The following is a 23,263-nucleotide window of genomic DNA, read 5'->3' as shown; positions in this document are numbered from 1 at the left end:
AGTGCGTACAGCGCACAGTACCCGGAGCATACAGGTAGTATGTGAGGAGTACGAGCACTGCACAATCTCAGAATGACAACGCGCAGTAGCCGATAAGATAATTAATTCAAAGGCATTCGATTTGGGTCTGGGTATTGATACTCAAACCCCAACTCACTGCAAATCTTGCTGCCATCAATTTCACGTGGTGCTTCTTCAATATCTTCAGGCGCAAACTGAGGGGGGGGGAGCTGTAACGCGCGTGCGCACTCAGGGTAAAAATCTCGTTTGCGCGGATGGGCTGGCGCGCACAGATTGTAAATATGACCGCCTCTGGGCAGATTAAGCAGCAGTTCAATGGCGGAGATGACATCTTCCTGATGTACCAGATTAACACCCTGTGAACCGCCTTTCACATTGGTTTTACCCGCAAGGAATCGCCCAGGATGGCGCTCCGCCCCCACCAACCCCGCCAGACGCAAAATATCCACTGAGGTATTGGGTAATTTGTGCAACCAGAGTTCGAGTTCTGCCAGCGTTTTTCCCGCCGTGGTTACCGGTTGCAGCGGCGAACTCTCTTTGATGCGGCCACGGGTTTCACCGTAAACCGAGGTTGAACTGGTAAAAATAATGCGCGGTACACCGAACGCTAACGCACTGTCGACCACCATCTGCACCGCTTGAAAATACTGTTCGCCCCCATCAGCTGTACGGCTAGCGGGCAAAGTGATAACCAGTGCATCCACCGTCATTAGCTGTTCTAAGTCATCGGGGTCGCAAATCAGCTCCGGTGTCAGTTGCAGTTGATAGCAATTAATTCCGCTCATTCTGACAGCTTCAACACCATCTGGCGTGGTTTTACTTCCGACAACCTGCACGCCACGACGGACCAGTGATTGCGCCAGTGGCATGCCCAGCCAGCCCAAACCAATAATGGCTACTTTTTTCATCTCAATTACCCTCGACCGGTTCATACCAACAACCCACTCCATACTAATAACCTACGCCAACGAATGTCACCTAACAATTCCTCGATATTATGCGCGTGTTTTTATTTGTCGGTGTAATGACTATACGTAACAATTTCCTGCTTACACTGACAGAAAAATGAGAGATAACCGCTGAAAAGAAAACGATTACTGGCCGATAAACCGCAACTTACCACGGTGAAATAAAGCCGTCAGGTGAAAAAAAGGTTGCGCGCTACCCGCAGGATGGTTTACGTTGATTGACAGAAATTATGGCACGTCGCAGATATGGCTATTCTGATTATGTCAGGAAGCCCAAACAGAGAAGCTACTATGAATCGCGTTCAATTTAATCACCATCATCACCATCATCCTGACTAGTCTTGCAGGCCGATGTGTGCTGGAAGACGGTTAACGAATCTTCCAGGTGGCGGTAGAACGCAATAGAGAAAGCCCTCGGAAGATTATCTTCCGAGGGCTTTTTTGTTGCTCACCATTTTATAAAGTTAAAAGAGAAGAGGATTACCATGCTGGATAAAACACGTTTACGCATTGCGATGCAGAAATCAGGTCGCCTCAGTGACGATTGCCATGAGCTGTTGTCGCGCTGCGGGATTAAAATCAATTTACAACAACAACGCCTGATTGCCTTTGCTGAAAATATGCCAATCGATATCCTGCGGGTACGTGATGACGATATCCCAGGGCTGGTGATGGATGGCGTGGTTGATTTAGGAATCATTGGCGAAAACGTACTGGAAGAAGAGTTGCTGAGCCGCCGTGCTCAAGGCGAAGACCCACGTTACTTCACCTTACGCCGTCTGGATTTTGGTGGTTGCCGCCTGTCACTGGCCGCATCGCTGGATACCGAATATACCGGCCCACAATGTTTACAAAATAAGCGTATCGCCACCTCTTACCCACACATTTTAAAGCAATACCTTGATAAACAAGGTGTGACTTTTAAATCCTGTTTGCTGAACGGTTCAGTTGAAGTGGCACCCCGTGCCGGTTTGGCCGACGTCATCTGTGATCTGGTGTCAACCGGTGCCACCCTCGAAGCTAACGGCCTGCGCGAAGTCGAAGTGATTTACCGCTCTAAAGCTTGCCTGATTCAGCGCGATGGCGAAATGCCAGCTGACAAACAACAGCTGATTGACCGCCTGATGACCCGAATTCAGGGTGTGATTCAAGCACGCGAATCCAAATACATCATGATGCACGCGCCCAGTGAACGTCTGGACGAAATCATCACGCTGCTGCCGGGTGCCGAGCGCCCTACCATTCTGCCATTGGCCGGTGACAAGAGCCGCGTAGCGATGCACATGGTGAGTAGCGAAACCCTGTTCTGGGAAACCATGGAAAAACTGAAGGCGCTGGGCGCCAGCTCTATTCTGGTATTACCGATTGAAAAGATGATGGAGTAAGAAATGCAGCCGACGAATTTCAATACCCTAATCGACTGGCAGCAATGCAGCGAAGAGCAGCAAAAAGCGCTGTTGAGCCGCCCGGCGATCAATGCATCAGAGCGGATAACCGCGACCGTCAGTGAAATCCTTGACCGGGTGAAAGCCGAAGGCGATAGCGCTTTGCGTGATTTTAGCCAACGCTTTGATACCGTGCAGGTAGCTGACATCCGCATCAGCAGCGATGAAATAGCCGCTGCTGCTGGGCGCTTGAATGACGACATCAAGCAAGCTATGGCGCAAGCGGTACGTAATATTGAAATCTTCCACAACGCGCAGAAAATGCCAGTGGTGGATGTTGAAACTCAACCGGGCGTGCGTTGCCAGCAAATCACCCGCCCGATTGCTTCCGTCGGCCTGTATATCCCCGGCGGTTCTGCTCCGCTACTGTCTACCGTGTTGATGCTCGGCACCCCAGCGCGCATTGCCGGTTGCCAGCGCGTTATTTTATGTTCTCCTCCGCCTATTGCTGATGAAATTCTGTATGCCGCGCAATTGTGCGGTATTCAGGAAGTGTTCCAAATTGGCGGAGCGCAGGCGATTGCTGCAATGGCATTTGGCAGCGAATCAGTGCCGAAAGTGAATAAAATCTTTGGGCCGGGTAATGCTTACGTCACAGAAGCAAAACGTCAGGTCAGCCAACGTTTGGACGGTGCCGCGATAGATATGCCAGCGGGCCCATCTGAAGTATTGGTTATCGCTGACAGCGGCGCGACACCGGCGTTTATCGCCTCAGACTTGCTGTCTCAAGCCGAGCACGGCCCAGACTCACAAGTGGTATTACTGACACCAGATGCCGCGATTGCTCAGGCCGTTGCGGTCGAAGTTGAGCAACAACTTAAGCAGTTGTCGCGCGCTGACATTGCCCGACAGGCACTGGAAAGTAGCCGTTTGATCATCACCAAAGATTTGCAGCAATGTATTGATATCAGTAATCAATACGGGCCAGAGCACTTGATTCTGCAAATACGCCAGCCGGAAGATATTATCGATAAGATTGATAATGCCGGCTCAGTGTTTATGGGTGACTGGTCGCCAGAATCTGCGGGTGACTATGCCTCTGGCACCAATCACGTATTACCGACTTATGGTTACACCTCAACCTATTCCAGTTTGGGACTGGCTGATTTTGTTAAGCGTATGACGGTGCAGCAATTAACCCCGCAAGGCTTGCTGGGTCTGGCATTAACCATCGAAACGCTGGCTCAGGCTGAACAACTGACCGCCCACAAAAACGCCGTTACCCTACGCGTCGCTGCCCTGACAGCCGCCCAAAAGGAGCAAGCATGAGCCAATCTACCAATGTCACAGAGCTGGCCCGCGCCAACGTCCGTGCCCTGACCCCTTATATGTCTGCCCGCCGTCTGGGCGGTAATGGCGATGTATGGCTCAATGCCAATGAATATCCATTAGCGACGGAATATCAACTAACAGCGCAGACCTTCAACCGCTACCCTGAATGCCAGCCTAAATTGGTTATCGAGCGTTACGCAGCTTATGCCGGTTTAGCAACGGATCAAGTCTTGGTCAGCCGTGGGGCTGATGAAGGGATTGAGCTGCTAATCCGCGCCTTCTGCGAGCCGGCTCAGGATGCCATTCTGTTCTGCCCACCGACCTATGGTATGTATGCCGTCAGCGCCGAAACCTTTGGTGTTGAATTGCGCACCGTACCAACGAAAGCGGATTGGCAGCTAGATTTACCGGCGATTAAAGCCAGTCTGGACCGGGTGAAACTGATCTATATTTGCAGCCCGAATAACCCAACCGGTAATTTGATCAACCCGGCTGATTTGCGCGCAGTACTGGAGTTGGCACAAGGCCGCGCTATTGTGGCTATCGACGAAGCCTATATTGAATTTTGTCCACAAGCTTCGGTGAGCAGTTGGCTAAAAGATTATCCGAATTTAGTCATTTTGCGCACCTTATCGAAAGCCTTTGCATTAGCCGGTTTACGTTGTGGCTTTACCCTGGCGAACAGCGATATCATCCAATTGCTGCTTAAAGTGATTGCACCATACCCACTATCCACACCGGTGGCGGATATCGCTGCGCAGGCACTTAGCCCGCTGGGACTGGAGCAAATGCGCCAAAGAGTCAGCGAAGTAACAGCCAATCGTGCATGGTTGCAAAATGCGCTGCAAGAGTGCGCCTGTGTTGAGCAAGTATTTACCAGTGAGAGTAACTATTTACTAGCGCGCTTCACCGCTTCCAGCAGCGTATTCAAAACACTGTGGGATCAGGGCATTATTTTGCGCGATCAGAACAAGCAACCAAGCTTGTCCAATTGCCTGCGGATCACAATTGGTACCCGTCAGGAATGTGAGCGCGTGATTGCAGCCCTTGCTCCCCTACCAGGCGTTGATAGCCCGAATAGCACCAATACCGCCAGCCTCCGTAAGGAAACGATATGAGCCAGAAATTTCTTTTTATTGACAGAGACGGCACCCTGATTGCCGAGCCACCGGAAGACTATCAGGTTGATCGGCTGGATAAACTGGCGCTGGAGCCAGATGTGATCCCAGCATTATTAGCGCTGCAAAAAGCGGATTACCGTTTGGTCATGATCACTAATCAGGATGGCTTGGGTACCGCCAGTTTCCCGCAAGAAACCTTCTCCCCACCACACAACCTGATGATGCAGATTTTTAGCTCTCAGGGGATCAATTTTGAGCAGGTTTTGATTTGCCCACACTTACCGGCAGACAACTGCGCTTGCCGTAAACCCAAAACCGCCTTAGTTGAAAGCTATTTGGCCGAAGGCGTGATGAACAGCGCCAACAGCTATGTTATCGGCGACCGTGAGACTGACCTGCAACTGGCGCAAAATATGGGCATCAGTGGCTTGCGTTATCAGCGCGATGGCTTGAATTGGTCACAAATTGCCAAGCAACTGACCCAGCGTGATCGCCATGCTCACGTTAACCGCGTCACCAAAGAAACGGCCATTGATGTCGATGTCTGGCTGGATCGCGAAGGCGGTAGCAAAATAAAAACCGGCGTCGGTTTCTTCGACCATATGCTGGACCAAATCGCCACTCACGGCGGCTTCCGCATGGATATCCAGGTCAGTGGCGACCTCTATATTGATGATCACCACACCGTAGAAGATACCGCACTGGCCCTAGGCGAGGCGATTAACAACGCCCTGGGCGACAAACGCGGTATTGGCCGTTTTGGTTTTGTACTGCCAATGGATGAATGCCTGGCTCGCTGCGCACTGGATATTTCCGGTCGACCACATTTGGAATACAAAGCGGAGTTTAACTATCAGCGCGTCGGCGACCTGAGCACCGAGATGGTCGAGCATTTCTTCCGCTCCCTCTCTTATGCTATGGCCTGCACCCTGCACCTGAAAACCAAAGGCCGCAACGATCACCACCGGGTAGAAAGTCTGTTTAAAGTGTTTGGCCGTACCTTACGCCAGGCAATCCGTGTTGAGGGTAATACCCTGCCAAGTTCCAAAGGGGTGCTTTGATGAATGTGGTGATTCTGGATACGGGTTGCGCCAACCTCTCCTCTGTCACCTACGCGGTGCAGCGTTTAGGTTATGCACCGGTTATCAGCCGTGACCCGGAAATCGTTCTGCGTGCCGATAAACTGTTTTTACCCGGTGTGGGCACCGCTCACGCAGCGATGGATCAGTTGAAGCAACGCGATCTTATTGAGCTTATCAAGAGTTGCACCCAACCGGTGCTGGGTATCTGCCTCGGAATGCAATTGCTGGCAACCAGCAGTGAAGAGAGCGGCGGTATTGAAACGCTCGGTATTATTGATACGCCGGTAAAACAGATGATGGACTTTGGTTTGCCACTGCCGCATATGGGTTGGAATCAGATTACGCCTCAGGCGGGCAATCATCTGTTCCGTGGTATCCCAGACGGAACTTATTTCTACTTTGTGCACGGATATGCAATGCCAATATGCCCAAATACCATCGCCCAAGCCAATTACGGCGAGCCGTTTACCGCCGCAGTCGCAAAAGACAACTTCTTTGGCGTGCAGTTTCATCCGGAACGCTCCGGAGCGGCTGGAGCCCAATTGCTGAAAAACTTTCTGGAGATGTAAGCACCATGATTATTCCCGCTTTGGATTTGATCGAAGGCAAGGTGGTGCGTTTGCATCAGGGCGATTACGGCCAACAGCGCGATTATGGCAATCACCCTTTGCCGCGCTTGCAGGATTATCAGCAGCAAGGTGCTCAAGTATTACATCTGGTCGATTTGACCGGAGCTAAAGATCCCGCCGCCCGCCAGATCCCGCTATTGCGTGAGCTACTGGCCGGTGTTGATGTCCCGGTGCAAGTTGGCGGTGGCATCCGTAATGAGCAAGATGTTGTCGCACTGCTGGAAGCTGGCGCAACACGTGTTGTCGTTGGCTCAACCGCCGTTAAACAGCCTGCAATGGTGCAACAATGGTTTGAGCGCTACGGTGCTGAAGCCATTGTATTGGCACTGGATGTGCGCATTAATGATGCGGGCCGCAAAGAAGTGGCGATCAGTGGCTGGCAGGAAAATTCAGATGCCACGCTAGAGCAGATTGTCGAACAATATCTGCCTTTCGGCCTAAAGCATGTGCTATGCACGGATATCTCCCGCGATGGCACCTTGAGTGGCTCGAATGTCGAGCTGTATCAGGAAGTGTGCCAGCGCTATCCACAAGTGGCATTCCAGGCCTCTGGCGGCATTGGCTGTCTGGATGATATTGCCCGTTTGCGCAGCAGCGGTGTGCAAGGTGTGATTGTCGGCCGTGCACTCTTGGACGGCAAATTTAACGTGAAGGAGGCGATTGCATGCTGGCAAAACGTATAATTCCTTGTCTGGATGTAAAAGACGGCCAAGTGGTTAAAGGCGTCCAGTTTCGCAATCATGAGATCATTGGTGATATCGTGCCGTTGGCACAGCGCTACGCACAGGAAGGCGCTGATGAACTGGTATTTTATGATATCACTGCCTCCTCTGATGGACGGGTTGTTGATAAAAGTTGGGTATCGCGAGTTGCGGAAGTGATTGATATTCCGTTCTGCGTCGCAGGTGGCATTAAGAGTGTGGAAGATGCCGGTCAAATCCTAACTTTCGGAGCAGACAAAATCTCTATCAACTCACCCGCACTGGCTGATCCGACGTTAATTACCCGCCTGGCCGATCGCTATGGCGTACAATGCATCGTGGTGGGTATTGATACCTGGTATGGCGAGGAAAGTGACAGCTATCAGGTTTATCAATTTACTGGCGATGAAAAACGGACCAAAGCCACCACCTGGCAAACTGAAGATTGGATAAAAGAAGTCCAGTTACGCGGAGCCGGTGAGATTGTGCTGAATATGATGAATCAAGATGGCGTGCGTAACGGCTATGATTTGCGTCAATTGAAACAGATGCGAACCATCTGCCATGTTCCGCTTATCGCCTCTGGCGGTGCCGGAACATCAGAGCACTTCCTGGAAGCATTCCGTGATGCGGATGTCGATGGTGCGCTAGCCGCCTCTGTATTCCATAAGCAAATCATTAATATCGGCGAATTGAAAAAGTATTTGTCTGAACAAGGCGTGGAGATAAGAGTGTGTTAAGCGAACAACAAATTAACCAACTGGATTGGGAAAAAGTCGACAATCTGATGCCAGCCATCGTTCAGCATGCCGTATCTGGCGAAGTTCTGATGATGGGGTACATGAACAAAGAAGCACTGGCAGTGACAGAAGAAACCGGCAAAGTCACTTTTTTCTCGCGCACTAAACAGCGTTTATGGACCAAAGGCGAAAGCTCTGGCCATTTCCTCAATGTCATTAATATCTATCCAGACTGCGACAATGATACCCTGCTGATTCTGGTCAATCCCATCGGCCCAACCTGTCATTTAGGCAATAATAGTTGCTTTGCGCCGGCTGCCAGCGACTGGGGCTTCTTGTATCAACTAGAACAGTTGTTAGCCTCACGTAAATCAGCAGATCCAGCCAGTTCCTACACCGCAAAACTGTATGCCAGCGGGACTAAACGTATCGCGCAAAAAGTGGGCGAAGAAGGGGTAGAAACTGCCCTCGCTGCGACAGTGAATGACCGCGAAGAGCTAACAAATGAAGCATCAGATCTGATGTATCACTTGCTGGTGTTATTGCAGGATCAGGACTTGGATCTGAGTAAAGTGATAGGTCGCCTGCGCGAACGTCACGAGAAGTAATTACCTGATTGCCTTTCTTATCAGCAAAAAAACGCCCTCGACTCAGCATCGAGGGCGTTTTTATTAAGGCAAACTTTTAAAATCAGCGACTGTCTGTTCTTGCTAAGTTTGTCTTAACAGCAAGTCCATTCAAGGCGTCGCGAGCGAAAGTAGTTTGATTGCGGACAGCGCACAGTCACCGGAGCGTACACACAGTACGTGAGGATGACGAGCACTGCCCAATATCAAAATACGAACGCGCAGTAGCCGTTAACTTAAAGCCATTCGGTGTGGAACACGCCGTCTTTATCAATACGCTTATAGGTATGCGCACCGAAATAATCGCGCTGTGCCTGAATCAGGTTGGCTGGCAGCACAGCTGAACGGTAGCTATCGTAGTAGTTAATCGCCGCAGAGAATGTCGGTGTTGGGATACCGTTTTGAACAGCGTAAGACACCACATCACGCAATGCTTGTTGGTAGTCATCAGCGATTTGCTTGAAGTAAGGTGCTAACAGCAGGTTGGCAATATCAGCATTTTCGGCATACGCATCAGTGATTTTTTGCAGGAACTGAGCGCGGATGATGCAACCAGCACGGAAAATCTTAGCGATTTCACCGTAATGCAGATCCCAGTTATTCTCTTCAGAAGCGGCTTTCAACTGAGAGAAACCTTGCGCATAGGACACGATTTTACCCAAGTACAGTGCACGGCGGATTTTCTCGATAAATTCAGCTTTATCACCCTCGAAAGGTTTCACTGTCGGGCCAGTCAACACTTTAGAGGCCGCAACGCGTTGATCTTTCAGAGAGGACAAGTAACGGGCAAACACAGATTCAGTGATCAGTGTTAGTGGCTCGCCTAAGTCCAGAGAACTTTGGCTAGTCCATTTACCGGTACCTTTGTTCGCGGCTTCATCCAAAATAACGTCAACCAGATATTTACCGGCTTCGTCTTTTTTGGTGAAGATATCTTTAGTGATATCAATTAGGTAGCTATTCAGCTCCCCTTTATTCCACTCAGCAAAGGTGCTGGCCAGCTCTTCGTTGCTCAAGCCCAAAGACTGTTTCAACAGAGAGTACGCTTCTGCGATCAACTGCATGTCGCCGTATTCGATGCCGTTGTGAACCATTTTAACGTAATGGCCTGCACCATCGGCACCGATATAAGCAACACAAGCATCGCCATCATCAGCGCGAGCAGCAATTTTTTCTAGAATGGGGGCAACCAGCTCGTAGGCTTCTTTCTGCCCACCAGGCATGATGGAAGGGCCTTTCAATGCACCCTCTTCACCACCGGAGACACCAGTACCGATAAAGTTGAAGCCTTGCGCAGAAAGTTCGCGGTTGCGGCGAATGGTGTCTTTGTAATAAGTATTACCACCATCAATCAGAATGTCACCTTTATCAAGGTGTGGCGTTAGTGAAGCGATGGTCTTATCAGTAGCTTCACCCGCTTTCACCATCAGCAGGATACGACGAGGCTTTTCCAGTGAATCAACAAATTCTTCCACGGTATAGCTCGGCACCAGATTTTTACCTGGATTCTCGGCAACGACTTCGTCAGTTTTGTCTGATGAACGGTTAAAAATAGAAACGGAATAGCCACGGCTTTCGATGTTGAGCGCCAGGTTACGGCCCATCACCGCCATACCGACAACGCCAATCTGTTGTTTGGACATTAAAAAACTCCTGTCTGAAGGATGACACCTGTTACCGGCCTTGAGGCCAACAGGTTTTTGATGTGGGAAACATGTTAACTCAGGATTATGTCAGCTGGGTAGTGATTGGTGCGATAGATAGCACAACTGACCAGTTGCTGTTCGCACACGTTTGCTTTATCAGAGATAACAGCCAACCTAATTTATTTATCGTGCCAATTTATACAAAAAAAAAGCAACCACATGGATTAATGCCAGTCAGTTAAGCAACTGACTGGCATTTTTGTTCCTGGCTTTTCCATATTTATACGGCCTTTCCTTCACCACCCTCGGGAAGGCTCTTTCTCTTCTTATCGGTAACTTCACCATCTGCGCCATGCTCTCCATATCCCGCATCAGTTCCGGGATACGACCTGGTGAAGCTCCCTGCAGCGTCATCAGCATCCGTATCACCATCCCGCACGATTCTGAGAAGCTCAGCTGATTCGGCCAGTATCCTTTCAGCGCTCCCGTCATCTTAATCATCTGATAACGCACCAGATTATAGCCCAGCAGTACTCCCCATAGCTCCTGCTCAACAAGCTCCGGCTTTTTACTCCGCAGCGTCAGCCTGCTCAGTTGCATTGTCTGTTTGCCAGACCACGCCATCCACGGCCAGCAACGTCAGGCCGCACCAGTGAGGATGGGTGACGGAGCCATGCCACAGCTGCGCCGTTTGTGAGAATACCCGGCGAACAGCCTCGCTTCCCAGCCTTTGCCGTGCCTGGATAACGGCGCTGGGGGCCACGAAGGGGCGGTCGCCCGGCAGCATGATATCCAGCCGGTTAACGATTTGATGAAGAGGTTCTTTACGCTCGAGCGCCATCCCGACAATGCACCAGACCATCATTTCCAGCGGCAGGCGGCGCTTGCGCAGAGTCACCATGCCGGATTCGGCAAGACAACGGGAGATGAGCTGGGGGTCGAGGTAATCTCCCAGTGTGGTCAGTGGGTTACGCAGTGAGTCGTAGCGGGAAACGAGATCAAGAGCCTGTCCGATGTGCATAAAAAAATCCGGAAACGAAGAACATTTCTGGATTCTTACACAACCACTGGATCGGTCAACCGATCCTTAACTGATCGGCATTTTTGTTCCTGGCTTTTCCATATTTATACGGCCTTTCCTTCACCACCCTCGGGAAGGCTCTTTCTCTTCTTATCGGTAACTTCACCATCTGCGCCATGCTCTCCATATCCCGCATCAGTTCCGGGATGCGACCTGGTGAAGCTCCCTGTAGCGTCATCAGCATCCGCATCACCATCCCGCACGATTCTGAGAAGCTCAGCTGATTCGGCCAGTATCCTTTCAGCGCTCCCGCCATCTTAATCATCTGATAACGCACCAGATTATAGGCCAGCAGCACTCCCCATAGCTCCTGCTCAACAAGCTCCGGCTTTTTACTCCGCAGCGTCAGTCTGCTCAGTTGCATTGTCTGCTTGATTTCCCGGTAACCCAGCTCAATTTCCCAACGATGACCGTACAGATCCGCCATCTCTCCCCCGGGATAACGCATCGTATCTGTCATGGATGTCAGCAGGTGGTACACCTTCCCTTTTCGGGTGATGGTCAGCAGGCGGGCTGTCATTTCAGCCCCCAGCTCGGGCCACTTTTTCCGGGCCTGTGGGCTGGTTTTCAACTTCACCAGATGATCGCCTTTTCCCAGTTTCCGTATCTCTTCATACTGTGCGCCTTTCTTCAGCGGGATCATCCAGTGGCGGTGCTCGCCGGCCTGGCTCCAGGCATTCAGAAGCCCCAGTGAGTAGTAGCCTTTATCCATCAACGTCAGTGTGTTATCAGCAGTCTGGTCTATCAGTTGCTCAGCCAGCGTGTATTCGCTTTCTTTCATCGTACCGAAGGCCGCCGCTGTTAACAGGTGGCTGGTCAGTTCCATCTGGCAGACCATTTTCACCTGTGGGTAAAGGCCCGGTTGTCCGGCATAAGTCTGGCGCGGGAAGGCGGTATCGTTCTCTGGCGTATCTGGTGTTCGCCAGACCACGCCATCCACGGCCAGCAACGTCAGACCGCACCAGTGAGGATGGGTGACGGAGCCATGCCACAGCTGCGCCGTTTGTGAGAATACCCGGCGAACAGCCTCGCTTCCCAGCCTTTGCCGTGCCTGGATAACGGCGCTGGGGGCCACGAAGGGGCGATCGCCCGGCAGCATGATATCCAGCCGGTTAACGATTTGATGAAGAGGTTCTTTACGCTCGAGTGCCATCCCGACAATGCACCAGACCATCATTTCCAGCGGCAGGCGGCGCTTGCGCAGAGTCACCGTGCCGGATTCGGCAAGACAACGGGAGATGAGCTGGGGGTCGAGGTAATCTCCCAGTGTGGTCAGTGGGTTACGCAGTGAGTCGTAGCGGGAAACGAGATCAAGAGCCTGTCCGATGTGCATAAAAAAATCCGGAAACGAAGAACATTTCCGGATTCTTACACAACCACTGGATCGGTCAACCGATCCTTAACTGATCGGCATTAACCACATGGATTGCTTTTCATTTATCTAACCATTGGTTAGGCCATAAATTCTTTCAACCAAGCTTTAAACTCTGCACCTTGTTGCGGATGGCGCAGGCCATAAGCGACATACGCCTGCATATAACCGAGTTTCTCACCACAGTTATAGGATTGCCCAGTCAAGGCTACAGCATCCACTGGCGCTTTCTCCGTCAATGCATCAATAGCATCAGTCAGTTGAATTCGGCCCCAGGCACCTGGCTTGGTTTGTTCCAACAGTGGCCAAATATCAGCAGACAGAACATAGCGCCCAACGGCAGACAGGTTTGACTGTAGGTCAACTGGGCTTTGTGGCTTCTCGACCATGGCTTTAATACGGCTACTTTCACCCGGTGCCAAATCGGATTTTTCGCAGGAAATCACCGAGTAGTTAGATAATGCCTCTGGCTCGACCGAGTGTACTAATACCTGACTGACACCGGTTTCATCAAAGCGTTTAACCAATTGAGCCAAATTATCCTTAGTCAGATCTGATTTGGCATCATCAATCAATACATCCGGCAACAACACCGCAAATGGCTCATTACCCACCAGTGGTTTGGCGCATAGCACAGCATGCCCCAATCCTTCAGCATGCCCCTGGCGAATATGCATAATAGTCACACCCGGGGGGCAGATAGATTGCACTTCATCCAATAGCTGGCGCTTCACTCGCGCCTCCAACATGGCTTCCAGTTCATAAGAAGTGTCGAAATGGTTTTCTACCGCATTCTTGGATGAGTGGGTTATCAAAATGATTTCTTTGATGCCAGCAGCAACACATTCGTTAACCACATATTGGATTAGTGGCTTATCAACAATTGGCAGCATTTCTTTCGGAATGGCTTTCGTCGCTGGCAGCATTCTCATGCCTAAACCTGCCACTGGAATGACTGCTTTCAATTTGGTCATAATTAACCTACTGATTATATATAGCGAAATAAAAATCTATTCATATTCCGTCGATGACAACAGAATTAGTCAATTTGCTGTTTCAGCCAAGCTGTAAAATTTTCACCTTCAGTATTATGACGAACACCATAAGTCACAAAGGCTTTCATATAGCCTAATTTGTCGCCGCAATCGTGAGATTTACCCGTCATGTGGAAAGCTTCAACCGGTTCTTGTTCCATTAACATCGCGATGGCATCAGTCAATTGAATTTCATCACCAGCACCACGCGGAGTTTTCTTCAGCAACGGCCAAATATCTTTAGACAAAACGTAGCGCCCCACCACAGCAAGATTAGACGGCGCATCCGCCACAGAAGGCTTCTCTACCACCGCAGTCATAAGAGTACTTTCACCCGGCGCTAAATCGACATGGCCGCAATCAGCAATACCGTATTTAGAAACATCAGCTTGAGGTACCGGTTCCACCATGATCTGGCTACGCCCGGTTTCCTCAAAACGTTTGATCATGCTGGCAAGATTCTCTTTCGACAAATCGGCGGTTGAATCATCGAGTAATACATCTGGCAGCAATACAATAAAGGGATTATCACCCACCATCGGCTGAGCACAGAGTACCGCATGCCCTAACCCTTTGGCGTGACCTTGACGCACTTGCATGATAGTGACATCTGGCGGGCAAATACTCTTAATCTCTTTTAATAACTGCCGCTTAACCCGAGACTCCAAGGCCGCTTCAAGTTCAAATGAAGTATCAAAATGGTTTTCTATTGCGTTCTTGGAAGAGTGGCTCACCAGTACGATCTCTTTGACCCCGGCAGCAACACATTCATTAACAATATATTGAATCAGGGGCTTATCGACTACTGGCAGCATTTCTTTCGGAATCGCCTTGGTCGCTGGCAACATACGGGTGCCAAGCCCGGCAACAGGAATGACTGCTTTCAATTTCTTATCCATCTACCATACCTTTTCTGGGGTAGTCACTGAGCAGGGCTTCAAATATCTACAAATACCGACTCACAGTACCAATAGTGTAGACTGTAATTCAAATTACAGAATCCCTATATTTATATATTATCTCAATGTGTTACGTTAATTTAAATTCAACAGTCTGACTCCGAAACATTGACGTTATAGTCATTTATTATATTCCACCTTAACACTTTGTTAAATTAACCTTACGCAACTTGCTTACTAATAAAACTTTTTTAAGAATAAACCGAATCAATGCATTAAACAGAAATATCCTTCTACATAATTGATTACTTTTCATCCCACACTGATGAGAATTGCACTTCATTTCATTGCCAGTTGTCTAACGAAAGTTCGTCGCTTTAAGTTATTGCAGGGCTGGATATTGAATTTTACGCTCTCAGCGCCCATTATTCGCTTTAGTGGCATAAGCCGTAGAAATAAAAGGTGAAGTTAGCTATATGGAATGGATCGCAGATCCTACGATTTGGGCGGGGCTGGCAACGCTGGTTGTGCTCGAAATTGTGTTAGGTATAGATAACCTAATATTTATTGCCATTTTGGCGGAGAAGCTGCCACGTCATCTACGAGATAAGGCCAGAGTCACGGGGTTGCTGTGCGCACTCGTCATGCGTCTGGTGTTATTGGCAAGTATCTCATGGTTGGCAACACTCACCGCGCCATTAGTCACGATCTCTAACCATCCGTTCAGTGCGCGTGACTTAATCATGTTGATCGGCGGGGTATTCCTGCTCTTCAAAGCCACTATGGAGCTTAATGAGCGGCTTGAGGGCAAGGATCACCAGCAAAATCAGCAGCGCAAAGGCGCACGGTTCTGGCCGGTTGTTGCACAGATTGTGGTGTTGGATGCTATTTTCTCTCTCGATTCGGTGATTACCGCCGTTGGCATGGTCGATCACCTCGCGGTAATGATGGCGGCGGTTTGTATCGCCATCGGTCTGATGCTGTTAGCCAGTAAATCATTAACTCGCTTTGTAAACGCACACCCCACGATTGTCATTCTGTGCTTGAGTTTCTTACTGATGATCGGCTTTAGTTTAGTGGCTGAAGGCTTTGGCTACCATATTCCGAAAGGTTATCTGTATGCCGCCATTGGTTTCTCAGTCATTATTGAGTCACTGAATCAGTTTGCCCAATTTAACCGCCGCCGCTTCCTGTCGACCGTGCGCCCATTACGGGAGAGGACAGCAGAAGCAGTTCTGCGAATGCTCAGTGGCAAGCACGAAGAAGCGGAATTGGATAACCATACCGCTAATTTGATTGCTGATAATACCAGTGTGGGCCAAGAGGTGTTCAACGAGCAAGAACGCCGGATGATTGAGCGGGTATTAGGGCTGGCGCAACGGACAGTCAGCAGCATCATGACGTCTCGCCATGATGTAGAGTATCTCGATTTGAATGATCCACCCGAGAAACTGACTCAGTTACTGACGAAAAATCTGCATACCCGAATTGTGGTGACTGAAGATAGTTCAACAGATGAACCTCTGGGTGTCATTCACGTCATTGATTTATTGAAGCAGCAATTAGCGAACGAAAAACTCGATTTGCGGGCCCTGATTCGCCAACCATTAATCTTCCCTGAACAGGTTTCGCTGTTGATGGCCTTGGAGCAATTCCGTCAGGCGCAAACCCATTTTGCCTTTGTGGTAGATGAATTTGGCTCTATTGAAGGGGTCGTGACCCTGACCGATGTGATGGAAACTATTGCAGGTAATCTGCCTGTAGCAGGTGAAGAGCTAGATGCCCGTCATGACATTCAGCAAACTGATGATGGCTGCTGGGTAGCGAATGGCTATATGCCGTTGGAAGATTTGGTGCTCTATCTGCCACTGCCGATTGATGATAAACGTGAATATCATACATTGGCCGGATTGTTGATGGAGTATACCCAGCGGATACCTAAAGTCGGTGAACAGCTGAAAATTGGCGACTATCTATTTGAGCCAATTGAAGTGAGCAGCCACCGTATCTTAAAAGTGAAGATAACACCACTGAAGGTGCCAGACCCTGATTATGAGGTGTAATGCACTGGCAGTATAAAATATCAGGCCGAGTGAATGATGAAGAGTAGAGCCGGGTCGCTTATTGCCACCCGGCTTTTTTATTGCTGTCAGAGATTATAAATGTACAGGAACCAAGATTTCCGTGGCAACAATGACCACTACCAGCCCAACCAGCACCGGTACTGAGGTACGTTTTACCACTTCAAAAGGTGAAATTTTTGCCATGCCTGCTACCGCAACCACCACGCCCGAAACCGGGGATAGTGTGCGGCCCAGATTTGAAGCTTGTAGCATTGGGATCACCAGATAGGCTGGATTAATCCCCATTTGCGCAGCAAGTTTGGGAATCAATTCAACAAATGCATAAAACGGTGCATTACCTGAACCGGTTGTCATGGCCGCCAGCATAGTGATGGTGACCAGCACCAGCATCATAATAATGCCGCCGGTACCAAATGATTGCGCTAATCCAATCAGACCGCTGATAAAACCAACAGTACTCAATCCCTGCGCAAATACCCCTGCGGCAACTAACAGCATCACCACAGTGGCAAATGCATCTGCCATCCCTCGGTACGCCACTTCAAGGCCGGTAAATACCGTCTTCGCATTGAAGCTACGCAAGAACTCAATCACTGCGGCAATCAGCATACAGATAACCAATACCGTGATGATGTGTAGTTCTGGCCCCCATTTACCGTCAAAGATCAGCACACCGATAATGGGTGTAAAGGGCAAAATAGCGTAAAAGCTCGGGGCATTGGTGGTGATGTCATTAACATCCATCATTTCATGCTTTTCCTGGCTTTTATTATCCAGATAGCGCTGCCAGAAAAAGTGAGCGATGGCCATGCAGACAATCGCAGCAATGGAGATCGGTAATGTGGTTTTAAAGGCAAAATCGACCAGTGGCATTTCAGAGGCTTTTGCGGCTAACACGACGTCACCAGAGGTTGGTGCCAGAATGATAGCCGCAGGTGATGCACAGATTGCAGCCGCAGCACCCCGACTGATGCCAACGTTAACCATCACTGGGAACAATGTCGCCATCAACAATACACCCAACCCAGTTGCCGATGACACAGCCAAAGACATCAAACAGGCCACAATATAAGCTGCGACCATCAATAAATAGGGTGAGTTGATCATTTGTAGTGGTTTGGATGCAATCTTGACCACCACATCATTCGCGCCAATGTGGGTCATATAGGCAGCAAAACCACATAACATCATGATCATCATGCCAAGATCGCCACCACGGCTCATCAGCAAGATTTTGACGTACTCGACAATATCCGTCGCCCGCCAACCTGTTGATGTTGCACTGGCAGGTAAGACGTTTTTGCCCATCAGGGCGCTGATAATTAATAGCAGTAATCCGCCGACCATCAGTACGCCGGTGGCTGAGTAGCCTTTAATAATATAACGGCCGACACCGATGGCCACTACAACCCCAATCAAAAGATCTAACATATACCCTCTCTCGCCGAATACTCGTTTGTCGCTAAATACCCTTTGCTTTCGGCATAACATCGTAACCAGCGGCATGCCGATGACTTTAGGTATCAGTCATTATTATTGTTAAAACGCAGAAATAGCCCTGCACTCTGCCCAAAGTCCATCGGCGAGTTTATGACATCTATCAATAATTCACAGAGATTTTAGAAACAAATATTAGTTTGTGAGCAGGAGAGAGGATTTTATATTTAGACCGGCGATATTGGCGAACAATTCAACAACAGGAAAATAACAAAGAGAGACTATCACCCCCGATATGCTTATTACTATCGGAGGTGATGCCGTATTAAAGCTTATCAATAAGCTTTTTAAGATCTTGACTTCCACGGCTCTGCTGATTACGTTCTGCCCAGTCATTGAGTGCTTTTTTGGCCCGCTGTTGTAATTCACTGCGTAAAAGCTGCTCAACATTCAGTTGATAACTCAGTTGAGTCCAGGGGCCATAGATACGCAGTGGAATATCCGTGTTTTGTAGCATCTTGACCAGGCTATCTTGCCCGCTCCAACCTTGCATCACTCGCACTGACAGATTCATATCGCATTGCTGAGCCGGTAAGTTGAGCTCCCCTTTACCATTAATAGCAATCAATTCGGAATCGGCACTGAGGTTACTGATATTCATCTTCCCTCGGTTCAGGGCCAGATTGGCTTGCAGTTGTTTAACCGCAGTGTAGCGCTCATAACGGTCTTGGCCTTTAACATCATTGGAACTGCGTGTGACCGCCTGCTGAATAAGTTGCTGAATGTTCAGCCCCTCTAACTTCGCATCATTCATACTGAACTGCGCGTTACCTTTCCAACGGTGGTTGAATGCCTCCACATCAAGGCCATCACCCGACAGTTGTGCTTTCATGGAGAATTTACCGGTCATCGTCGGTGGTAAACCCACGGCTGCCAATACCGGGCCTAATTCCATATGGTTTATCACTGGGTTGATAGCGGCGAGTACCTTCTTACCGGTCACATCCAGCGAACCAGGTAGCGAAAAATCACCGCCCAATGCATTGCCCGTCAAACGGCTAATCAGGACATCACCTTGCTGGTTTGATGCCTGTAGATTGAGCTGTGAGACTTTTATTGCGCGATAAATCAAATTATTCGCGGTGAGTGTAACTTGCGCGGTAAAATCACGTAATGCTTGTAAGTCCTGCCCGACATCATCATCAGCTTGAATAGCAATTACTGGCGCGGTCACCGTCGCCGGTTTGGCGGAGTCTTCAGTGCTGACGGTATTTTGGGGTTTCCAACCGAAGATAGCATCCAAGTTGAGATTATCAGCCGCCAGATTAATAACATATTCAGGAACTGGGCCAAAAGTCGCTTTGGCGCTCCCGGTCAACTGGTTATTATTTGCCGTGAAACTGAGTTCATTGAGCAGCAATTGCTGGATATCGTGTTGATAACTGGCTTGTAACACCCCCTCTCCGCTCACGCCACCAACAGGAATATCCGCCCCTTCCAATTTATAGCTGAACTGGCTGATATTCGCGCCGAACTGCTGCGGATAATGACTCATATCTACATCAGCAACCATAGAGAAAGTGACATCGCGCTGATTACGATTAATACGGCTGGCAAGCGTGACATGTATTTGGCGCTGAGCATCTTGTTGCAGTTCAAGATTGATATCGCGAACATTCACTTGATCATTATCTGTCCGTTGCCAAATGAGCAGACTGTCGGCAACCTGAACCTTATTGATATCAAGCTTCCACGCGCGTTGCTCATCAACCGGCGCATTACCAGTCGGCGCAACCGGCGCTCCAGGTTGCTGTTGTGCTTCGCTGTCAGGAGTTAAGCGAATAACAGCGCCTTTTAGCATCACCTGTTTAACATCAAGTTGATGCGACAACAGTGGCCAAAGTTTTACATCAAGGCGCATATTTTCAGCACTAACTACCGGTGTAGCAGCACCGGGCGCGGTTAAGGCCATTCGGCCGGCAATAATGCTCAGTTGCGGCCAAACATGCCACCGCAAATCACCTTCCAGTTGCAGGTGATAACCACTTTTTCTTTCGACCTGTTTGACCATGTAAGCACGGAAGTCATTAGGATTTACTAGCAATACCAATGCGCTCATCCCAGCTACCAATACCACCAGCAGGATAATTAACGTCGTTAGTAATCGTCTCATGACATCCTCTTGTCTAATCAGGCTAAAACGTCCAAACAGGCTAAAGTATCAGCGAGAAAAATGGCTAGTCTTTATCAATACGACTGGCTACAGCACCTTGTTGACCACGATACTTGGCATCCTGACGACTATTATAAGGACGAGCTGCCGGGCCAGAAAGTGGCTCAAAACTCAGCGCGCCAATCAGCATGCCAGGGCGCAGTGCCAACGGCAACTTACCTGAATTATAGAACTCCAGTACAATTCTGCCTTGCCAACCGGGATCGATTCGGTGGGCAGTCACATGCACCATCAGCCCCAGACGGGCCAATGAGGAGCGTCCATCAAGCCAGCCGACCAAATCATCGGGAATAGTCACGGATTCCAATGTTACCGCCAGCGCCAACTCACCCGGATGTAGGAAGAACGCTTCCCCTTCAGGCAGAATGATTTCATCACTCATCACCCGTTCCAACGCTGCGCTGACTTCATCTTTCGGGCCACTTAAGTCAATAAACCCCGCAGTATGCCCGAGGAAGACACGGAATTTATTCCCTAAGCGGACATCGACTGTGGCGCCATTAATTCGTTCTACTGGCGGGCGGGGATCAATCCCCAGTTTACCGCTATCCAGCCAGGCTTCTATGTCACGATCGCACAGTCTCATTGCTAAAATCTCCATCAAAATTCGTATGTTACAGCTCACTTTTTATGAAAGCTGCCATATTAAGAAGCAAAGGTCCAGACGAACATCACTCAAAGAACTGGCTAATTTTTGCTTTAAGGATATCGATCGCAATGCGGTTCTTACCGCCGCGTGGGACGATAATGTCAGCATATTGCTTAGAAGGCTCGATAAATTGCAGGAACATTGGGCGCACTGTTTTCTGGTATTGAGCCATCACCGAATCCATAGAACGGCCACGTTCATTGACATCACGTTTCATTCGGCGCATCAAACAGATGTCCAGCGGTGTATCAACAAAGATCGAGAAGTTCATCTCCTGACGCAGACGAATATCAGTCAACAATAAGATCCCTTCCAAAATAATCACTTTTTTCGGTTCTAAATGGACGGTTTCTTTTTTACGTGTGTGCTCGGTGTAACTGTATAGCGGCAATTCAATCGGCTTGCCCGCTTTCAGCGATTGCAGATGTTCGAGCAATAAATTGTGATCCATAGCGCTGGGATGGTCATAGTTAGTTTTGACCCGCTCTTCCATTGATAGGTGGCTCTGGTCTTTGTAATAACCATCCTCAGGGATGACGCCAATATGTTGGTCACCGACCTGTTCACGCAATTCACGATACAGCGTACTAGCGATAAGACTTTTCCCGGAGGCTGAAGCACCCGCTATCCCGATAATGACGCACTGGTGTGCTTTGTCAGTCATAAAATTAAAGACCTGATTACGAAGTGTGAAGGGAGACAAAGCACGCAATGTGCTTTGAGCGCGGCAATTATAAGGAGTTAACGGGTTTGATGCCAGTACAATACCCTGCGCCTTTGACGCCGCAGGGGTGTTAGCTGCGCTCACTCACCCGAATCACTGACCTGAGTCAGCTCATCGGGATTAATGAACCTCATCCTTGAGGTTCACCCTACGGGCTAGCATAAATGCTGTTCAAATCGATTCCCGACCGATTTGTTGCTCACTTGCTGCCTACCTGCACCGCCAATGACTTTGGGTATGACTCTGCGCCTTTGACGCCGCAGGGGTTATGGCTATTACACCGCGCGGAATGATATTTCCGTCGGAATTGCTTCACCCTGCCAATACATCTGTGCCGCAACGTTGGATGCCAGTTGACGATAGATATCAGCAAACTCACTGTCAGGATGGCTAACTACCGTTGGCTCGCCGCGATCGAGGTCTTCGCGTAGTGAAATATGCAACGGAATTTGCCCCAACAATTTGCAATGATATTTCTGAGCCAATTTTTCTGCCCCACCGGTACCAAAAATAGGCTCCAGATGGCCGCAATTACTGCAAATATGCATGCTCATATTTTCAATAATACCCAATACTGGCACATGTACCTTCTCAAACATCACGATACCTTTCATGGCATCAATCAAGGCAATATCTTGTGGCGTGGTCACCACCAACGCACCAGTAACCGGAATATTCTGTGACAGTGTCAATTGGATATCACCGGTACCCGGCGGCATATCGATGACTAAATAATCCAAATCCGGCCATAAGGTGTCTTGCAACATCTGCATTAAGGCCTTGCTGGCCATCGGGCCACGCCACACCATAGCATTCTCATCGGTGACCAAATAGCCAATCGAGTTGGTGGCAATACCGTGGGCCATGATCGGTGCCATATGCTTACCGTCTGGGGAAGTTGGCCGCTGATTTGTGGTGCCCAGCATATTTGGAATGGAAGGACCATAGATATCAGCATCCAGAATACCGACTTTTGCGCCCTCTTCAGCCAAGGCCAGTGCCAGGTTCACGGCGGTACTGGATTTCCCCACCCCGCCTTTACCGGAGCTGACCGCCACAATATTACGCACCCCTTTGACTCCGGGTTGATCATTGGCGCGTTTCAGTGTGGTGATATTATGAGACAGCTTCCAGTCAATGGCCTTGGCACCCGTCACTGCCAGCAATTCTCCGCTGACGGACTCTTTTAATAGGTCAAAACCGAACTGCCAGGCAAAAGGCATCACCAGCTCGATATGTAGCACATTGTCCAATAAGGCACAGTGATGAATAGCTCGCAGCTCAGTCAGGCTTTTTTGCAAAGTTGGGTGTGTAAAGGCAGCAAGAACCTTTGAAATTTGTGATTGCAGCAGGTCAGGGGTGGTCTGCTCGGGGGATTTTGGGCTCATCCCGGCTCCTTGAATTTATCGTTATTAACCAACAGAACTTATCGTTATTAGACAATAATAGTGTACCAGAACTCGGTCACACCTGTGTGAGCCTAATAAAGAGAAAACGGG

The 23,263-nt window shown here is 49.3% G+C and carries 20 protein-coding genes, 1 pseudogene and 1 other annotated feature; of the genes and pseudogenes, 10 read left to right on the top strand and 11 right to left on the bottom strand.

Annotated elements, in window-relative coordinates:
* Positions 1-101: 101 nt before the first annotated feature.
* Positions 102-929: an SDR family oxidoreductase gene (locus tag FGL26_RS01725; protein ID WP_032912680.1), complete on the bottom strand. Its 828-nt coding sequence runs from the start codon at positions 927-929 to the stop codon at positions 102-104.
* Between the two features lie 351 nt (positions 930-1,280).
* Between FGL26_RS01725 and hisL the strand changes: the two genes are divergently transcribed.
* From hisL to hisIE, 9 genes are all read left to right on the top strand, one after another.
* The gene (gene hisL / locus FGL26_RS01720; RefSeq protein ID WP_002231208.1) at positions 1,281-1,328 is read left to right on the top strand and encodes a his operon leader peptide; all 48 of its coding nucleotides are present in this window, start codon (positions 1,281-1,283) and stop codon (positions 1,326-1,328) included.
* Positions 1,304-1,434, top strand: a sequence feature (His leader region). It overlaps the preceding gene by 25 nt.
* Before the next feature lie 40 nt (positions 1,435-1,474).
* On the top strand, positions 1,475-2,374 hold the full coding sequence (gene hisG / locus FGL26_RS01715; RefSeq protein ID WP_004388789.1) for an ATP phosphoribosyltransferase: 900 nt from the start codon (positions 1,475-1,477) through the stop codon (positions 2,372-2,374).
* 3 nt (positions 2,375-2,377) lie between these two features.
* Complete coding sequence (hisD, locus tag FGL26_RS01710) at positions 2,378-3,703, top strand: histidinol dehydrogenase (protein ID WP_005168375.1); 1,326 nt, start codon at positions 2,378-2,380, stop codon at positions 3,701-3,703.
* Positions 3,700-4,824: a histidinol-phosphate transaminase gene (gene hisC, locus FGL26_RS01705; protein ID WP_005168372.1), complete on the top strand. Its 1,125-nt coding sequence runs from the start codon at positions 3,700-3,702 to the stop codon at positions 4,822-4,824. Before hisD ends, hisC begins: the two co-directional genes overlap by 4 nt.
* On the top strand, positions 4,821-5,888 hold the full coding sequence (hisB, locus tag FGL26_RS01700) for a bifunctional histidinol-phosphatase/imidazoleglycerol-phosphate dehydratase HisB (protein WP_005168369.1): 1,068 nt from the start codon (positions 4,821-4,823) through the stop codon (positions 5,886-5,888). The genes hisC and hisB overlap by 4 nt, the downstream gene beginning before the upstream one ends.
* Positions 5,888-6,478: an imidazole glycerol phosphate synthase subunit HisH gene (hisH, locus tag FGL26_RS01695; RefSeq protein ID WP_005168362.1), complete on the top strand. Its 591-nt coding sequence runs from the start codon at positions 5,888-5,890 to the stop codon at positions 6,476-6,478. The genes hisB and hisH overlap by 1 nt, the downstream gene beginning before the upstream one ends.
* Before the next feature lie 5 nt (positions 6,479-6,483).
* Positions 6,484-7,221 (top strand): 1-(5-phosphoribosyl)-5-[(5-phosphoribosylamino)methylideneamino]imidazole-4-carboxamide isomerase, encoded by a 738-nt coding sequence (gene hisA, locus FGL26_RS01690; protein ID WP_032912679.1) that lies wholly within the window; start codon positions 6,484-6,486, stop codon positions 7,219-7,221.
* The gene (gene hisF, locus FGL26_RS01685; RefSeq protein WP_032912678.1) at positions 7,203-7,979 is read left to right on the top strand and encodes an imidazole glycerol phosphate synthase subunit HisF; all 777 of its coding nucleotides are present in this window, start codon (positions 7,203-7,205) and stop codon (positions 7,977-7,979) included. The genes hisA and hisF overlap by 19 nt, the downstream gene beginning before the upstream one ends.
* Complete coding sequence (hisIE, locus tag FGL26_RS01680) at positions 7,973-8,587, top strand: bifunctional phosphoribosyl-AMP cyclohydrolase/phosphoribosyl-ATP diphosphatase HisIE (RefSeq protein WP_005168349.1); 615 nt, start codon at positions 7,973-7,975, stop codon at positions 8,585-8,587. The genes hisF and hisIE overlap by 7 nt, the downstream gene beginning before the upstream one ends.
* Before the next feature lie 254 nt (positions 8,588-8,841).
* On the opposite strand, the gene gndA is transcribed toward hisIE, so the two are convergent.
* From gndA to galU (FGL26_RS01655), 5 genes and pseudogenes are all read right to left on the bottom strand, one after another.
* Positions 8,842-10,248, bottom strand: coding sequence for an NADP-dependent phosphogluconate dehydrogenase (gene gndA, locus FGL26_RS01675; protein ID WP_005168345.1), 1,407 nt, complete (start codon positions 10,246-10,248; stop codon positions 8,842-8,844).
* A 237-nt stretch (positions 10,249-10,485) separates the two neighbouring features.
* Positions 10,486-11,272, bottom strand: a pseudogene (locus FGL26_RS01670) (transposase domain-containing protein).
* Between the two features lie 55 nt (positions 11,273-11,327).
* Positions 11,328-12,665: an IS4 family transposase gene (locus FGL26_RS01665; protein ID WP_011815237.1), complete on the bottom strand. Its 1,338-nt coding sequence runs from the start codon at positions 12,663-12,665 to the stop codon at positions 11,328-11,330.
* Between the two features lie 119 nt (positions 12,666-12,784).
* A complete protein-coding gene (gene galU, locus FGL26_RS01660; RefSeq protein ID WP_005168326.1) occupies positions 12,785-13,678 on the bottom strand; it encodes a UTP--glucose-1-phosphate uridylyltransferase GalU in 894 nt (297 codons plus the stop codon).
* 65 nt (positions 13,679-13,743) lie between these two features.
* The gene (gene galU / locus FGL26_RS01655) at positions 13,744-14,637 is read right to left on the bottom strand and encodes a UTP--glucose-1-phosphate uridylyltransferase GalU (protein WP_005168324.1); all 894 of its coding nucleotides are present in this window, start codon (positions 14,635-14,637) and stop codon (positions 13,744-13,746) included.
* A 476-nt stretch (positions 14,638-15,113) separates the two neighbouring features.
* Between galU (FGL26_RS01655) and FGL26_RS01650 the strand changes: the two genes are divergently transcribed.
* Entirely contained in the window at positions 15,114-16,700 is a 1,587-nt protein-coding gene (locus tag FGL26_RS01650) for a TerC family protein (RefSeq protein ID WP_005168322.1), read from the top strand.
* Between the two features lie 93 nt (positions 16,701-16,793).
* Here the strand turns inward: FGL26_RS01650 and dcuC are convergent, their stop codons facing one another.
* From dcuC to apbC, 5 genes are all read right to left on the bottom strand, one after another.
* Positions 16,794-18,152 (bottom strand): anaerobic C4-dicarboxylate transporter DcuC, encoded by a 1,359-nt coding sequence (gene dcuC, locus FGL26_RS01645; RefSeq protein ID WP_005162366.1) that lies wholly within the window; start codon positions 18,150-18,152, stop codon positions 16,794-16,796.
* 331 nt (positions 18,153-18,483) lie between these two features.
* Complete coding sequence (asmA, locus tag FGL26_RS01640) at positions 18,484-20,331, bottom strand: outer membrane assembly protein AsmA (protein WP_005168321.1); 1,848 nt, start codon at positions 20,329-20,331, stop codon at positions 18,484-18,486.
* A 64-nt stretch (positions 20,332-20,395) separates the two neighbouring features.
* Complete coding sequence (gene dcd / locus FGL26_RS01635; RefSeq protein ID WP_005168320.1) at positions 20,396-20,977, bottom strand: dCTP deaminase; 582 nt, start codon at positions 20,975-20,977, stop codon at positions 20,396-20,398.
* An 85-nt stretch (positions 20,978-21,062) separates the two neighbouring features.
* Positions 21,063-21,704 carry a uridine kinase gene (gene udk / locus FGL26_RS01630; RefSeq protein WP_005162352.1) on the bottom strand — a complete coding sequence of 214 codons (642 nt, stop codon included), beginning with the start codon at positions 21,702-21,704 and terminating at the stop codon, positions 21,063-21,065.
* Positions 21,705-22,039: 335 nt separating this feature from the next.
* On the bottom strand, positions 22,040-23,152 hold the full coding sequence (gene apbC, locus FGL26_RS01625; RefSeq protein WP_005168318.1) for an iron-sulfur cluster carrier protein ApbC: 1,113 nt from the start codon (positions 23,150-23,152) through the stop codon (positions 22,040-22,042).
* Positions 23,153-23,263: the final 111 nt, after the last annotated feature.

The sequence above is a fragment of the Yersinia enterocolitica subsp. enterocolitica genome (assembly GCF_901472495.1).
GTDB classification, from domain to species: Bacteria; Pseudomonadota; Gammaproteobacteria; order Enterobacterales; family Enterobacteriaceae; genus Yersinia; species Yersinia enterocolitica.
This window is presented reverse-complemented; position numbering and strand designations above follow the sequence as displayed.